Annotated in this window: 12 protein-coding genes and 1 pseudogene; 12 read left to right on the top strand and 1 reads right to left on the bottom strand. The window is 48.9% G+C overall.

Features of this window, described 5'->3' with window-relative positions; translation table 11 throughout:
• Positions 1-11 precede the first annotated feature (11 nt).
• The 6 genes and pseudogenes from PTQ21_RS13735 (at position 12) to PTQ21_RS13760 (ending at position 7,647) form a co-directional block, all read left to right on the top strand.
• Positions 12-1,478 carry an NHL repeat-containing protein gene (locus PTQ21_RS13735; protein WP_063564145.1) on the top strand — a complete coding sequence of 489 codons (1,467 nt, stop codon included), beginning with the start codon at positions 12-14 and terminating at the stop codon, positions 1,476-1,478.
• Entirely contained in the window at positions 1,459-2,079 is a 621-nt protein-coding gene (locus PTQ21_RS13740; protein WP_274570243.1) for a YIP1 family protein, read from the top strand. The genes PTQ21_RS13735 and PTQ21_RS13740 overlap by 20 nt, the downstream gene beginning before the upstream one ends.
• Positions 2,080-2,780: 701 nt before the next feature.
• Positions 2,781-4,654, top strand: a pseudogene (locus PTQ21_RS13745) (DUF5696 domain-containing protein).
• A complete protein-coding gene (locus PTQ21_RS13750) occupies positions 4,651-5,550 on the top strand; it encodes a carbohydrate ABC transporter permease (protein ID WP_274570244.1) in 900 nt (299 codons plus the stop codon). The pseudogene PTQ21_RS13745 and the gene PTQ21_RS13750 overlap by 4 nt, the downstream one beginning before the upstream one ends.
• A gap of 32 nt (positions 5,551-5,582) precedes the next feature.
• Positions 5,583-6,593 (top strand): carbohydrate ABC transporter permease, encoded by a 1,011-nt coding sequence (locus tag PTQ21_RS13755; protein WP_079696486.1) that lies wholly within the window; start codon positions 5,583-5,585, stop codon positions 6,591-6,593.
• A 91-nt stretch (positions 6,594-6,684) separates the two neighbouring features.
• Positions 6,685-7,647, top strand: a complete 963-nt coding sequence (locus PTQ21_RS13760; protein ID WP_274570245.1) for a glycosyl hydrolase — start codon at positions 6,685-6,687, stop codon at positions 7,645-7,647.
• 116 nt (positions 7,648-7,763) lie between these two features.
• Here the strand turns inward: PTQ21_RS13760 and PTQ21_RS13765 are convergent, their stop codons facing one another.
• Positions 7,764-8,081, bottom strand: coding sequence for a SunI/YnzG family protein (locus PTQ21_RS13765; protein WP_274570246.1), 318 nt, complete (start codon positions 8,079-8,081; stop codon positions 7,764-7,766).
• A gap of 246 nt (positions 8,082-8,327) precedes the next feature.
• Between PTQ21_RS13765 and PTQ21_RS13770 the strand changes: the two genes are divergently transcribed.
• From PTQ21_RS13770 to PTQ21_RS13795, 6 genes are all read left to right on the top strand, one after another.
• The gene (locus PTQ21_RS13770; RefSeq protein WP_274570247.1) at positions 8,328-8,672 is read left to right on the top strand and encodes a hypothetical protein; all 345 of its coding nucleotides are present in this window, start codon (positions 8,328-8,330) and stop codon (positions 8,670-8,672) included.
• Between the two features lie 272 nt (positions 8,673-8,944).
• Entirely contained in the window at positions 8,945-10,522 is a 1,578-nt protein-coding gene (locus PTQ21_RS13775; RefSeq protein WP_274570248.1) for an extracellular solute-binding protein, read from the top strand.
• 45 nt (positions 10,523-10,567) lie between these two features.
• A complete protein-coding gene (locus PTQ21_RS13780) occupies positions 10,568-11,515 on the top strand; it encodes an ABC transporter permease (RefSeq protein WP_274570503.1) in 948 nt (315 codons plus the stop codon).
• A gap of 52 nt (positions 11,516-11,567) precedes the next feature.
• On the top strand, positions 11,568-12,440 hold the full coding sequence (locus tag PTQ21_RS13785) for a carbohydrate ABC transporter permease (RefSeq protein ID WP_090808560.1): 873 nt from the start codon (positions 11,568-11,570) through the stop codon (positions 12,438-12,440).
• Between the two features lie 72 nt (positions 12,441-12,512).
• Complete coding sequence (locus PTQ21_RS13790) at positions 12,513-14,927, top strand: helix-turn-helix domain-containing protein (protein WP_274570249.1); 2,415 nt, start codon at positions 12,513-12,515, stop codon at positions 14,925-14,927.
• A 30-nt stretch (positions 14,928-14,957) separates the two neighbouring features.
• Positions 14,958-16,475, top strand: a complete 1,518-nt coding sequence (locus tag PTQ21_RS13795; protein WP_274570251.1) for a sulfatase family protein — start codon at positions 14,958-14,960, stop codon at positions 16,473-16,475.
• Positions 16,476-16,682: the final 207 nt, after the last annotated feature.

Genomic DNA, 16,682 nt, shown 5'->3' on the forward strand with positions numbered 1-16,682 from the left:
GGGGGAACGATATGGCACGCACAGTGAAAAGATGGCTTGTTCTCCTGGCGGCAGTATCGCTGCTGCTGGTGAATGCCGTGCCTGCGGCGGCCTCCCCGGCGCCGTATGAGAGTTATAACTACAACTACTGGAAAGAGGCCGTTCCTTCACCGGATGCCTATCTGCCCAAGCAAACCATCTCGGGCAGTGACCTGGGCATTGGCGAATTCAAAGACCCCGGTGATGTAAACGTTTCTCCCTCCGGGCAGATTTATATTTTGGACAGTGGCAACAGCCGAATTGTTGTCCTGGACGCGGATTATAAGCTGCTGCGGGTGATCGAAGGATTTATGATGGACGGCAGCAAGGAGAGTTTTAATACGCCAGGTGGATTATTCGTGGATGAAGAGGATCGAGTATACATCGCTGATACGGGGAACAGCCGTGTAGTTGTCCTGGATGCGGAAGGTCAGCTGGTCCATACGATTACGAAGCCGGAGTCCGATATCCTCGCGACCAATTTTCAGTTCCAACCGCTGAAATTGACTGTGGACCGGGTAGGCCGCGTGTATGTGGTGGCTCAGGGTGTTTACGAAGGAATTATGCAGTTTGACGAGCGCGGCCAGTTCATTGGATACGTTGGTACGAACAAGGTGGAACGCGACTACGGCGAATACATTTGGCGGATGCTCTCAACCAAAGCCCAGCGGGCGCAGATGGTTTTGTTTGTACCGACCGAGTTTTCCAATGTCGATATCGACTCCAAAGGGTTCGTATATGCGACCAATATCGACCCGGGTTCCAGCGAACCGATTAAACGTCTCAATCCATCCGGCGAGGATGTGCTGAAGAGATTTGGTTATTTTGAAGTCAAAGGAGATATCAGATTCCGCAATAACCCGGGTCCGTCCAAACTGATTGATGTGAAGGTACTGGGCAACGGTATGTACAGTGTGCTGGATGCGACGCAGAACCGGGTGTTTACTTACGATGATGAAGGTCATCTGCTCTACGTATATGGAGGCAAAGGAAATCAGGTGGGAACGCTCAAAACACCAGTCGCCATGGAACAATCCGGGGATCATCAATTGGTACTGGATCGGGGGAAAAGCAATCTGGTTATCTATGAGCCAACACGGTTTGGAGCCAGCGTGAATGAGGCGGTTGCCCTTCATTATCAGGGTGAGGATACGGAGGCTGTTCATATTTGGAAAGAAGTGCTGAAGTTGAACGCCAACTATGATATCGCCTATATCGGTATCGGAAAATCCTTGCTGATGGAGAAGAAAAACGAGGAAGCTCTGGGTTATTTCGAACTGGGTATGGATCGCAAAAGTTATTCTGTCGCGTTCAAAAGATATCGGCGAGAGATGATGAAGGAACATTTCGGCACCTTTCTGACGCTTGCCATCGCACTGATTTTCATTCTGATCCTGGTCCGAGTGGCGGTTAAATGGAGACGGAGGAGGCAGATTGACCGTGAAGCAGGATTACATTAAGTTTCCGCTGCATCTCATTTTTCACCCCATTGATGCATTCTGGGATATCAAGTCGGATCAGCGGGGCAGGTTGACCGTTGCTTTTGGAGCACTGGCGCTTACCATTATCATGATGATTTTGCAAAAACAATACGCGGGGTTTCTTGTGAATTACATCGATCCTCGCACAATCAACAGCATAGGGGAGATCGCAACGGTTGCAGTACCGTTCTTTCTTTGGTGCATAGCCAACTGGGCGGTAACCACCCTAATGGAAGGTGAAGGAAAGTTCAGGGAGATTTTTCTGGCAACAGGATACTCGCTTATTCCGATTATTTTGATCTATGTCCCGATGATTATCATTAGCCGGTTTATGGTACAGGAAGAGACGGCTTTTTATTATTTATTTAATAGCATCGCGTTCTTCTGGTTCGTGCTGCTGCTCTTCATTGGCACGATGACGGTACACCAGTACACCGTGATCAAAACGATCCTGACGATGCTGCTGACGTTAATTGTCATGGGCATAATCGTGTTCCTCGGAGCATTGGTGTTCAGCATGTTGCAGCAGTTATATGAATTCGGTTACAACATCTACCGCGAGTTGATTTTTCGGACCTAAAGGAGGCGGCATCCGTGAACAAAAGGCAACGAATATATACGGTGCTGGCCAGTGGTGCTGCTGTGATCCTGCTTACAGCCGGACTGCTGTATATCAATAACAGGGGAGTTCCAGCCGTGGAGGCAACGACTTATCTTGAAGCAACAACAGAGGCTATGCCAACCGAGACGGAATCATTGCAATTCCTTACCGATTCCTCGCAGGGGGTGCTGGGTATGCAACTGGTCGCCGAGGATCAGGGCCTGGCGCTTTATTACAACGAGGAGACGACGGAAATTGCCGTTCGTGATGGAGCGAGTGGACAGATCTGGTACAGCAATCCGAACGAACGTAATCAGGATGGCCTGGCTTCCGCTTATGAAAAGGAAGTGTTGTCCTCCCAGCTGAACGTGTCATTTCGGAATGCGATCGGTACACTGGAGAACTTTCCGAACTTTAGCTCCAGCATCAGCAACAAACAGTTTGCAGCTGCCAATGTGGATCAGGGCATTCGTGTTACATACACGCTTGGGGATACCTCGCTAGGCATTGATGCTCTGCCCAAACTGATAAGCAAACAGCGTCTGGAGGAGAAGGTACTTTCGAAACTGGATGCCACAGTCGCAAGATATACATCTGCCCGCTACTATCCAACCAAGAACAATCCGGATGTGCTAGAACGGTTGGATGGACAGATATCAAAGCAGCTTGTACTGAACAAGATGCTGGATGCCTTTGAGACGGCGGGTTACACCGCTGAAGATCTTGCTTTTGACAATGAGGAGAATGGAGTCGAAGGCGGGGGCACATCGGATAAACCAAGCTTCGTCATTCCGGTGGAATATCGGCTGGATCAAGGTTCGCTGGTTGTAACCGTGCCGCTAAGTCAGGTGAAAGAGAGCGGTCAATACCGTATTCGTAATATCGATCTGCTCGCTTATTTTGGTGCCGCCGATACGAAAGGTGAAGGTTATATGTTTGTACCTGACGGATCAGGTAGTCTGATCCATCTGAATAACGGAAAGGTCAAAGAGGAGCAGTACGTACAACGTGTGTATGGTGCAGATCCGAATGACAATTCACTCAGTCGCCCGCAGGTTAGTGAATCTGTCCATATGCCTGTCTTTGGTTTGAAGAACGGTGAACATGCCTGGTTTGCCGTGATTGAAAAAGGGGATGGCATGGCCAGTATCTCTGCGGACATTGGAGGCAGGCAAAATAGCTATAACCACGTCTACGGCACGTTCTCCCTGCGGGGTGAGGATGAGTTGGAGATGTATACCTCGCAAAAGATGCAGGAGATTCAGCTGCTAAGCGAGGAACCATTCCGCGGGGATATTCAGGTGCGATACCATTTCCTTAATGGTAAGGATGCCAGCTATTCCGGGATGGCCCGTTTGTATCAGCAGCAATTGGTTGGGCAGAACGTACTGAAACCGCTGGAGGACGATTCAGCCTTGCCTTTTTACGTGGATGTGTTAGGTGCAGTGGACAAAAAAGCTTCATTCCTGGGTGTACCTTATCGGACCACATTGGCTATGACGACATATGAACAAGCGGCTGAAATGGCTGCGAAGCTGCAGCAGGAAGGTGTGAACCGCGTGCAGATGCGGTATCAGGGATGGTTTGGCGGAGGTTTCAGCCACCATACACCGACACAGGTCAAGCTGGACAGTGAAGTGGGCAGTCGTTCCGAGTTGCATGATCTGTCTGAACAACTGAAGCAGTCCGGTGGAGCGTTATTCCCTGATGTGGCGTTCCAGCGTATTTACCACGACGATTGGAACTTTGCCCCATCCTCCGATGCAGCGCGATTTGTCACCAAGGAGACGGCTGAACTGTATCCATACAGTCCTGCCCTCAACCGGATGGATCAGAGCAAAGACAGTTATTATCTGTTGTCGGCCGCCAAGCTGCCGTATGTGGTGAGCGAGTTTGCCGGGAAAATCAACAAATTGGAACTCAGCGCATTATCGCTGCGTGATCTCGGGCAGGTATTGAGCTCGGATTATCGGGATAGTCGTGTCATCCACCGGGAGACCGCGAAGAACATCGTGAAGGAGCAGCTGGGCAAGCTGCAGCAGGAATATCCAAACATGATGTTATCATCCGCTAATGCGTATGCGTGGGGATATACGCAGCATATTGTTAATGCTCCCTCAGGCTCCAGCCGGTTCAACATTACCGATGAGGAAGTTCCTTTTTATGAGATGGTCATTCATGGATATATGGACTACGCTGCTTCCGCAATGAATACGTCAGGGGATCAGGATCTGCGCAAACAGCTGCTCCGCAGTTTCAATGGACGTATGAACCATCGTCCAAGCTGAAGCTGACCAGTTATGATTCGGCTTATGCCACTGACTTTGCTTATTGGGTAGATGACGCAGCAGCCTTATACAAGGAAGCGAATGAGGTATTAGGTCATTTGCGGAACCAGCCAATAACCGAGCATGAACGAGTTCAGGATGGCGTGGTGCGTATCACATACAGTGGCGATGCAACGATTTTGGTGAATTACACGGCTGATCCGGTAACGATTGATGGAATTACCGTTGGCGGGGCGGACTATGCAGTGGAAGGAGTGAACCGATGAGAACCCTTCGTTTATCCTTGAAATCACGGAGAGCGCTGCTTGGCCTTGCGTTTATTTCGCCCTGGCTGATTGGTTTCATCTTCTTGTTCGCTACGCCGCTGCTGCAATCGATCCGGTTCAGTTTGAGCAATCTGTCGGTTGCCCCAGGAGGATATGTACTGGATTTTATCGGTTTGAAAAATTTCAAAGATGCCATCCTGGTCGATGCAACATTTAACCGGATCTTGGTGGATTCGGTCGGAGCGATGCTGCTGAATGTGCCGATGATTCTATTCTTCAGTTTATTTACGGCGACACTGCTTAACCAGAAATTCAAGGGCAGAACGATGGCACGTGCGATCTTCTTCCTGCCGGTCATTCTGGCCTCCAGTGCTGTGGCGGCGGCCGAGTCCGCAGGTCTGATCAATCTGATGGGAGACATCAGTGCAGTGGATACGTCGGCGGAGGGGGGAGCTTCGTTCAACGTCGTTTCAATCGTGCGAATGCTGAATGATGTGGGGCTGCCAATGGCATATGTCGATTACATCGTTGAAGCCATCATGCGCATTTACGATATTGTCAGCAGCTCTGGCGTACAGATTCTGATCTTCCTCGCTGCGCTGCAATCGGTACCCGGCTCGATGTATGAAGTGGCCAAAATTGAAGGTGCAACGGCCTATGAATCCTTCTGGAAAATTACGTTTCCGATGGTGAGTCCATTGATCCTGACGAATGTCATCTATACGATTATTGATTCCTTTGCAGGCAGCCCGGTGACGGAGGCCATCTACCAGACGGCATTTAAAACCCAGAACTTCGGCCTGAGCTCAGCCATGTCCTGGCTGTATACGCTGGTCATCGGTCTGGTATTGGTTGTTGTGGGATGGGTACTGTCACGACGGGTTCATTACAACTGAAAGCTAACGAACGTTGAAGGAGGCATGAGACTATGGCTGTGTCGGGAACGGATCGCATGGTGGTGGTTCCGAAAGAGAACTACCGCATGCAGAGGGTACGAAACAAGACATCGGACCTCCTGTATTCCATCTTCAGATATGCATTGATTATTGGTATTTCATTTATTATTTTGTATCCATTGTTTCTTAAAATCTCGGTTGCGTTCAAAGATAAACAGGATATCTATAATCCGACCATCTATATGATTCCCCAGCATTTTACGCTGGATAATATCAAGCTTGCGGCGCAGGTGATGGATTATTTACCTTTGCTGGCGAATACGTTGTTGTTCGTCACGATTACAACGCTGCTCACAGCGATATCCTGTGCGTTAGCCGGGTACGGCTTCGCCCGCTTTTCTTTTCCCGGCAGCAATGTGCTGTTTGTATTAGTCATCCTCACTATTTTAGTACCGACAAGCACCCTGATGGTGCCGATGTATCTGCATTTCCGCAACTTTGATTTTCTCGGCATGATTCGGCTGTTCACGGGGCGAGAAGGGATCAACCTGCTGAATACATACTGGCCGTCGATGATTACTGCGGCTACGGCTGGTGGGCTGAAGGCGGGGCTGTTCATTTATATTTTCCGCCAGTTCTTCAAGGGCATGCCCAAGGAAATTGAAGAAGCTGCACTGATTGATGGAGCAGGCGGATTCCGGACATTTGCCCGAATTATGCTGCCGAACGCCATTTCACCGCTGATCACAGTCATACTGTTCTCGTTTGTCTGGCAGTACAACGATACGTTCTATTCCGCGCTATTTATGAGTGAAAGCCCGCTTATTTCGCTGAAGGTGGCTTCATTGCCTGCCCAGGCGAACCAGCTAATTCCCCAATTGATGGGATTTGGCTCAAACTCAGGCATGAAGGCAGATCCCAATTATGTTGCCATGATCGTGGATACAGGAATTCTGCTGGCGATTGCACCGCTCATTATTTTGTATTTGTTTGTACAGCGCTATTTCGTCGAGAGTATTGAACGTTCAGGTGTAGTTGGTTAACCGGGCTTGGCGTAGTCGTGTAGGATGCGTAATTCGGGTGTGTTTGATATTTGGGTCTCTATGTATCCTACCTTGGAATGGGGGATTATCAATGACGGAACAAAAGATAAGCGGTTATTTGGTGAATAAAGATGCGACTTCCGAGGCTAGAGAACTGATGAAGTACTTGGCGGAGCGTTATGGAAAAGGGGTACTGTCCGGCCAGCAGGATTACGGCAATCTGAACTGGATTAATGAGAATACAGGCCGCAAGCCGGCGGTAATTGGATTCGATCTCATGGATTATTCTCCATCAAGGACAGAACGCGGCGCGATCTCTCAGGAGATTCGGGATGCGATTGCATGGCATCTGCAAGGCGGAATTGTGACATTGTGTTGGCACTGGAATGCACCTACTCATCTGATAGATGAACCAGGCAAAGAATGGTGGCGCGGTTTCTATACGGATGCCACCACCTACGATCTCGATTCAGCATTGGCTCATCCTGAATCGCAAGAGTATACCTTATTGATCCGGGATATCGATGCCATTGCAGTACATCTGCAAGAACTCAAGGAGGCTGGGGTGCCTGTGTTATTCCGGCCGCTTCATGAAGCGGAAGGAGGCTGGTTCTGGTGGGGAGCCAAAGGACCTGAACCTGCCAAACAGTTATACCGCCTAATGTATGATCAATTGGTCAACACGTATGAGCTGGGTAATCTGATCTGGGTGTGGAACTCGGAAAAGCCGGATTGGTATCCGGGTGACGATGTGGTGGACATTGTGAGTGTGGATGTGTATCCAGAAGCAGGCGATCACAGCCCATTAGCTAAGCGTTATGAAAATCTGCGTGAATTAGTGAATGACAGCAAAATCATTGCTTTAGCCGAGAATGGCTCCATTCCTGATCCAAAGCAGATGAAAGAGCAAGGTGTACATTGGAGCTGGTTCTGTACCTGGACAGGGGAATTCCTAAAGGGTGGCAATCATAATACCGTGGCGTATTTGAAGGAAGTATATAATAGTGAAGAAGTCATTACGCTGGATCAATTACCGAAGTGGAGTTGGAGATAGGGGTATTATCTGAACTTCTACCGACGTGAAAAAAAGGGGGGTGTTCCATAAGTCATGAACATGACGGTGGACGCCTCTTGTTCGCGTTAATTTGGCCTGCCTTGAGAATCGGACCTTTAAGGTGCGCTAGATTCGTTAGCACGTTGCAAGTTTGACGCATTCCGCTCACCTGAATTATTGGATAGCATGGCACTGATTTTTGGATACAATGCCTCATTGGAAGTAAACAAGATGTAGGATTGATTGGTTGTACGGATCAGGATTGTTTCGGAAGCGCCATACGCTGCGCCGATTCGAATGGCTGAAGGCTCACTTCCACCATATGTATCATCAAGGGTAACTGCTTTAATATCTGAGATGAGAATTTCTATTTTGGAAAGCTGCCAACGGATGATGAGTTTATTCTGTACTTGCTGTACTTTAATGCCTAACATACACACAACCTCCTTTTAAGCCTGTTGAAGATAAATGCCTTTTTATTAGTTTATCACTTATTGAATGGAGAGGTGCTGAATCATTCTGGAGTAGCGAAGCAGCGATCCGAAGATGGTACTGTAATTGAAATGGCATAGTGCACCAGAGGAAATGGCTTACTACAGTTATTTCCATACATGTTGGCATGATGTACACTATGACTAACGAAACAGGGGACGAAGAGATGTACATGAAGGTGGTGCCATATGACAGACCTGAACGCGTATCATTATTTTGAAAAAAGGGTTGGACCATTCCGCAATCTCTCCAGTCTGTCCGAGCAGGATGCAGAAGCCGTTGCGCAGCATATCCGGCAGGAAGGCCGGAATTTTGCCAGTCAGCGATCAGCAGATTACATGATGATTCGAAGAGAACTTGAGCGGAAAGCGTACGAGCAGTTTATCTCCAAAGGTGGGAAACCGACCAACCGTTATCCTCACTATATGACCCTGGGTGCATACGCGTGGTTGGAATCATGGTATACCGAACCGGATTGGGTCACGATCTTATGGGAGGATCTGCCTGCCTCAGGAATGGAATCAACAGGGTGATCTCGGACCGGAGCGTTATATCGAAGTACAGGTGTGGAACGAGAGAATTATCAGGCCATATCGCTGAGACAAAAGGGTTTAGGGGCTATTTATGCCGATTTTAACAGGTGCAAAAAAGTGCAATTGCAGGAAATACGGGTGTTCGATATAGTGAGTGAAAGCTTTGACCAGTGCCGAAGATCATTCTTCATTGGCCTGTAGAAGTCCCTTTTTTTAGGTATTAATCCGATTAATGCGATAGGTTTAAGATACTAAGGAGGATGGGAAAGCTCATGCAAAAAGTGGGGAAACGAAACACCCGTAGTTTAACCTGGATCATATCGATTGTGTTGGTTTTATCTGTTGTACTCAGTGCATGCGGAAATAAAGAAGAAGGCCAGGCGAACGGAAGCAATGGTAATGCGGATTATCCATTGGAAGTCAGTATCATGACGATTACGCCAAGTGCGGTTCCTGCAGCGGATGATAATGTCATCAAGCGTGCGATCGAAAAGGCGACGAATTCCAAAATGAACATCCAGTGGGTTTCCAACAATATTTATGGTGACAAGCTGAATCTGACACTCGCTTCAGGGGATATCCCGGATTTGATCATGATCAATGACCCGTTCGGAAGCACGTTTACCAAGATGGTCAAACAAGGGGCTTTCTGGGATGTCACGCCTTATATCAAGGATTATCCCAATCTGAGCAACGGTATTCCCGACATTGCCTGGGAAACAACCAAGGCAGCGGATGGCAACAATTATGGTATTCCCCGCCCCCGCCCGGTAACCGGAGACTCCTTTTTCATCATCCGCAAGGATTGGCTCGACAAATTGAATTTGCAGGTGCCGGAGACCACGGATGAGCTGTTCGAAGTGATGAAGGCTTTTGTGGAGCAGGACCCGGATGGGAATGGAGCCAAAGATACGACGGCACTTGCCGCTTATATCAGTCCGGATGATCTTGGCTGGGGAGGCAATCTTGGTCCTGTACTGGGTGCCATTGAAAGTTCATTTATTGGAACCAACAGCAGTTGGAAATGGGATGAATCGCAAGGGAAGCTGATCTACAGGGAGTTGCTGCCTGAGGTTAGAGAATCCCTTCAATATCTGACCAAAGCCTACAGCAGCGGCATGATGCCGGAAGATCTGCTTTCGCTCAAGCTGACACAGGCAAGGGAATTGTTCAAGCGTAATCAGGCGGGCATTATTGTGGACAAGACAGGAACGATGCGCAAAATCTATGCTGATGATTTGAAGAAGGTTGATCCTTCTTTCAAATATACGGACTTTTACCCTCTGACCAATCTGAATGGATACAACCCAAAAGGGGCTGGATACAACGGTATTCTGGCGATCCCTGCGAGTGTGCCGGAAGAGAAGATGAAACGTATTCTGAAGTTGCTGGACACCTGGATGAACCCCGAAGTATTTGAAATTCAGCAGTTCGGGATTGAAGGCACACATTATGAAGTGGTGGATGGCAAAAAGGTAACGAATACCGAGAAATTGACGGCGGATAACGCCTCGGATTTCAATCATATCGTCAACGTTATTGACCTGCCTTGGGATACGACAGGCGAAACGGATGAAGAAACACAGGCGAATGAACTGTTCAAGAAAGTGGAGGCCGAACGGGACAAAACCAGTGTAGCCGATCTATCTGCAGGCCTTCAATCGGAGACCGGGCAGAAGGTTCTGTCTGAACTCAACAAGAAGATTCAGGACCTGAAAGCGAAGATTATATTGGGCCGAGAGCCGATTGAAGCTTGGGATACCTTTGTGGAATCGCTGCGTAATGACCCGAATGTTCAAGCGATGAGTGATGAGATGACAGAGGCGTATAAGAAAAGAAACGGACAGTGAGTCTGAGGGAAGGAGCTGCAAACCATGAGCATCCATGAGCAACGAATGAACACGGTCAAGGGGAAGCAGACTTCAGCCAGAAGCAAATGGTTAAACTTGCTGTCCGCGCTCCGGCGTGACCAGTCGTTATACTTGCTGGCCTTGCCAGGTATCCTGTTCTTTCTTGTTTTCAAATATATCCCGATGTGGGGCATCATCATTGCTTTTCAGGATTATTCCCCTTTTCGTGGCATTCAGGGCAGTGAGTGGGTCGGGCTGCAGCACTTTACTGAACTCTTTGCCAATCCGGATTTTGCTTTGCTGTTCCGAAACACACTGGCGATTAGTCTGTTGAATCTGATTCTGTTCTTTCCTTTTCCGATTCTGATTTCTTTGGGACTTAACGAACTGCGAAGTGTGGCGTACAAGAGACTAATTCAAACGATTATCTACATGCCACACTTTCTGTCCTGGGTAATTATTGCCGGGTTAACGCTGCTGCTATTCGCCAAAGGAACGGGACTGATTAACGAACTGTTCACCTTATGGGGCTGGCCGCGAGTGGATATATTGACGAACCCGGACAGCTTCTGGGTGATGGTGACTTTGCAAGCGATGTGGAAGGAAGCAGGGTGGGGAACGATTGTGTTTCTGGCCGCCATGGCGAGTGTGGACACCCAACTATATGAGGCGGCACGAATGGATGGGGCAGGGCGGCTGCGTCAGATCTGGCACATTACACTGCCTGCCATCCGTAGTGTCATCATCGTGCTCCTGATTTTAAGACTGGGAGACATCATGGAGGTTGGATTTGAGCAAATTTTCCTTATGTACAACGGTGCTGTATCCGAAGTGGCTGAAGTATTCGACACCTATGTATACCGTACAGGGATCGAGCAGGGAGATTTCAGCTATAGTACGGCGGTTGGACTGTTCAAATCGGTGATTGGACTGGTACTGGTTGTGGTTGCAAACCGCGTGGTAAAACGCATGGGCCAGGAAGGTGTTTACTAGTTTCGATACCCGTATTCGGATCAGACATTGTTTCAGGGGAAGGAGGTTTCGCATGCATCGTTTGAAATGGAGTGAGAGAGTTGGGCAATCCCTGAACGCTGTTGTTCTTGGATTGTTGGCCGTGGTCATGTTCTTCCCGCTGTATTATGTTTTTGTCGTTTCGTTCACCGATCCAGGAGAGTATTTGCAAAAGAAAATCGTACTCTTCCCGGAACACTGGTCTGTCGAAGCGTATACGTATTTGTTATCCACGCCTGCCTTTGCACGCTCGCTGGGAAACAGTGCATTTCTGGCAACCGTGGGCACGGTGTGCAGCCTGGCTGTATCGTCTTCTCTGGCTTATGCGCTATCCCAGAAGCGGTTTCAATTCAGAAAGATTCTGATGTTTCTGATTGTACTGACCATCTTGTTCAGTCCGGGCATCATTCCGAATTACTTGCTGGTACGGGAGCTGGGGCTGATCAATAATATTTGGGCATTAATCCTGCCTGCGCTCGCCAATGGCTGGACGGTGTTACTAATGAAAAATTTCTTCGACAGCCTGCCGGCAGAGATCAGCGAAGCGGCGTCCATTGACGGCTGTAGTGCCATCCGAACCTGGTACACGATTGTACTGCCACTGTCCATGCCGGCATTGGCTGCTTTCGGTTTGTTTTTCGCCGTAGGCTACTGGAATCAATTCTTTGCGGCGTTGTTGTACCTGAACGATTCAGCCAAATGGCCTATTCAAGTATTGCTGCAAAACATGCTGCTGAATGCTTCCAATATAGATCTGGTTGCACCTGGACAGCAGATGGAGACACCGCCGACAGAGATGTTGAAGATGGCCGCGATCATTGTAGCCATTTTGCCTGTGCTGATTGTGTACCCTTTTATCCAAAAACACTTTGCCAAAGGAGCCTTGATCGGCTCGGTTAAAGGATAAATCTGTGTTCAGGATTCAGGCTGTAATTCGGCTGATATTCGGCTTATATTCCCGGGAAGGAGGCACAGACAGATGTTATTCAAGCGCACAGCAGACAACTTGCCCAAAGGGCGCTATTTCAGACGCAGTCTGATGATGATTCTGTTTATCGCCTGCATTCCGGGTGTGATCACAGGTGTGTTGTTGTACGGCTGGGTCACCGTCAAAATGGAGAACATTTTGCAGCAATCCCATCTGCGACAATTCGAGCAGCGGACTGCATGGGTTAGCGAACAATTGGATGCGCTTGAATTGACCTTTTCCCAGTGGGCGTTCGATCCGGTCTTTGATAACCGCCTGAAAGAGCTTGATTTTGTATACAAATATAAGCAGGTACATGAACTGTATCGTTTGCTGCTCATGATTCAGAATTCCAATACACTTATCGGCAAAGTTCAGCTGTATCTGGATGAACCCCGAGTCGTGAAGATGGATTCGGAACGATATGATTTTATAAGTGACCCCAGTGAGATCACAAAGATGGAACGGTTGACCGAACAGCCGCAGGCGACGTATTGGTCCCGCTCCTTGGAGGGCAGTTCCATGATGATGGTGAATCGACTTCCGGGTGGAAATGATGATGCGCTTGGTGCGTTGACCGTCACCCTAGATAACCAACAGCTGGGAAGCATGCTGCAGACCTTGTCCCCGTATAACGGCGGAACAACCTTTTTGCTGGATGAACAGGGGAAGCCCATGCTGCCACAGGACAAAGAGCTGGGTGGATTACAGCAAGCCGTTCGGGAACGTGTGTTAAATTTTGAAACCAATCCGTCTTCCTTCCTGATGGAGTATGGCGACATAACCTATTCCGTTCAATCAGGAACCTTCCGCAGACTGGGTACGAATTGGACTTATATCTCCGCGGCTCCCCTCAATGAAATTGTCGCTCCAATCGTGTCAGTACCCCGTATCGTGCTGCTTGTGAATGGAGCGGGATTGTTGCTGGCACTAATCCTGTCCTGGGTCGGTTCACTCCAACTCTATAAACCTTTTACCAAATTGTTGCGGATCTTTACCGTGACCGAGGCACCGATAGAAGCTAAAAAACCGGAAATGTCTTCGTTATCCAAAGGTTTCTCATCAGCATCAATCCGCTCGAATGGACCTGTACATCTGGATGAAATCAAGCATATCGAACAGCGCTGGATCGGGATAAATCGGGAACGGGAATCGTTACAACAGCGCTTGGAGGAACATCTGCCGCTTGCCCGGGAAAGCCTGTTAATCCAGCTAACCCTTGGTCATCTCTTGTTGCCATCAGACCGTGAATGGCGGGAACGACTGTCCCAGCTCGGATGGGACCTAAGGGATGAACAGTTCGTTATTATGCTTGCCCATATTCGTCCTGAAGTTATTCTTCTTCATGGGAGTGAACATCATGGGCGTGAATCCCAAGAGTGGATCAGTTTTGCCGTAACAGACATATTGGGCAGACAATTGCAGGAGCTTCCTTATCGGGCTGAGACACTCAATTATCATGATATGTCCATTGCCTTGCTGCTTGCAGTTCCTCCGAAGATCCAGCCGGATACGGCTGAGTTCAGAAATGAACTGATGCGTATGGGCCAACAGTGGATGGACAGTGTACATTCGGAATTGAATATCAGGTTGACGGTGGTCCTTAGCAAACTCACATCGGACGCCTCGCACATTCCACAGCTGATTAGAGAATCACGATCCGTATTGAGGAAAAGGCAGTTCTCTTCCAACCTATCAATCATGGATATGAATGAGGAGGCGGAGCAGGATGTGAAGCAAAGAGGAGCTTATCCACTCGAATTGGAGCAGGACATCATTTCAGCATTGCGCAGTGGGGATGAGGAATTAGCTCTGGAGCATTTTGGGCGATTTATAGACACATACGAAGGGTCTGAATCGCCAGAGGAGCACATTCGTCAGGCGTTATTCCAATTGCTGGCGCGGATACAGCATGCCCTGCTGCAATTAGGTGAAAATCCGGTTGAACTGTTCGGCTTGGCAATGTATGAGGAAGTGGTGCATTTGCATGATCTGGATGAATTGTTTCAGTGGTTCAGGGAACGAATCGTGCATGTATGTGTAGAGGAATTCACAGGCAGGGAAGAGAAGCAGATACAGATGGCCGTTCATCAGATGAAGGAGCACGCCGAGTGGCAATATGCTGAAGCGTTATCGCTGGATGAACTGGCAGACCTTCACGGGATTCATGCCTACACGTTAAGCCGGGCCTTCAAGCAGACATTTGGACAGAATTTTGTGGATTATTTAACCGAAATCAGATTGAATCGGGCTAAAGAGCTGCTCGAATCAACAGACGTCAAGATCAACGAAATTGCGGAGCAGGTCGGTTATCAGGCGAGTTATTTTAATCGTTTGTTCAAGAAAAGCGAGGGCACGACGCCGAGTCGGTACCGGGAAGACATTCGCAAGCAAACCGGGCATTCGCGTGGTAACCGTTCCGTATAATTTTCTGCCGAAAGGAGTGTGGGATCTAACGTGTCACATCATAAGCCCAATATTATTTTTCTTATGACGGATCAGCAGCGATGGGACTGCATTGGAACGTTTAATGAACATATTCATACGCCGAATCTGGATAAGCTTGCAGCCGAGGGAATCGCTTTCCAGGATGCGGTCTGCCAATCCCCGATGTGTGCACCCAGCCGAAGCTCCATGATGATGGGATACTATCCCTCACAGCTGGGGGTTCGAACGAATTATGGTGGTTTGTTTGAGGAAGACAAGCTGCCTTCTGAGCCGCTGCCGGAGTTGATGCATCGCGCAGGGTATCAGACGGCTGGCTTTGGGAAAACGCATTGGAACCATAGCGAGGGTGTAGACAAGCCATCCACACGTGGGTTTGAAGTGAGATCGATCGGTCTCTCCCGCCAGAGCGGCCATTATGAGCAGGGGGCAACGATGATGGGGGACACCCATCCCGAAGCGCTGGAGGCGTATCATCAGGAGACGAAGGATTTTGGCGGCGGGGAGGAAAATGTCAACGGTTATACCGGGTTCACTAGCCGAATTCCGATGAACCAGCATCGGGATGGATGGGTAGCCGAACAGGCACTGCAATTTTTGGAAGACGGAGTAGACACGGAGAGGCCACTGTTTTTTTATTTGTCCTTTCTCAAGCCGCATGCCGGGTTCAACGTACCCCAAGAATTTGAAGACCTCTACCGACTGGAGGATATCCCGGACATTCCGCAGCCACCTTGGGAAGACGAATTGAATACCCATCTGGCAGCCTCGGATGATCTGAATGTGAACAGTCGTCAGTCGTATCTGGACAAGAAGGCCGTATGGGAGCAGCGCAGTTCGGAGGAGAGAAGAAGAACCACATTGAGGTACTGGGCGAATTGCTCCTGGCTGGATCACTATTTTGGGTTGGCATTGAATAAGCTGGGGCAGCTCGGAAGGCTGGAGAATGCGCTGATTGTATTTGTATCGGATCATGGAGAGATGTTGGGGGAAAGGCAATACCGCTTCACCAAATACAATCTGTATGACAGCAGCGTTAGAGTGCCGCTGATTTTGTCCGGTACATACATCCCGGAACAGAAGCGAGGAACGAGGGATCAGAAACCCGCCGAATTGGTCGATCTTGTCCCCACATTAACGCAAGCAGCAGGATTAGAGGCCAACCCGATGCTACCGGGTGTGAACTTATTGGGTGAACTCCGGCATCGCGGAACGTTCTGTGAATTTCATGGTAAAGGTGTAACAGCGCCCCATTCGGCCCCGGCTTATATGTGGCGTACAACGGAGTGGAAGCTCATTCTGTACCTCGAAGGCTCTGTTGCGGAATCGGCCTCCAGGGTGCATGAAACAAAAGGTGAATTATATCACCTGACCGTTGACCCCCATGAATGGACGAATCTATATGATGAAGAGCAGCATGCTGCAATCCGGGAACAGTTAAAGACTGAACTGTTAATGCATCTGGCCGTCAGCTGGGCCAAGGGACCCTTCTTCTATGATCGTGGTGGCACTAAGCCGCTGGAGAAGTAAAGAGAGCAACATTGAGTTGTTTATGTAAGTGTGTGAAGGACCAAGTGTATCCGTTGACCGGGCAACCGGAGGCAAAGCGAAGATTGCTCCCACGATTAGACGATTAAACGATGTCGGCTAAAGGGGCGCGGATCATCTGCTTTGCTTTTTTTATGACCGGATAAGGCAGGGGAACTTGATGTGAGATACAGACGGTTTATGAGTTTG

This window comes from Paenibacillus marchantiae, assembly GCF_028771845.1.
In the GTDB taxonomy this organism is placed as follows: Bacteria; Bacillota; Bacilli; order Paenibacillales; family Paenibacillaceae; genus Paenibacillus; species Paenibacillus marchantiae.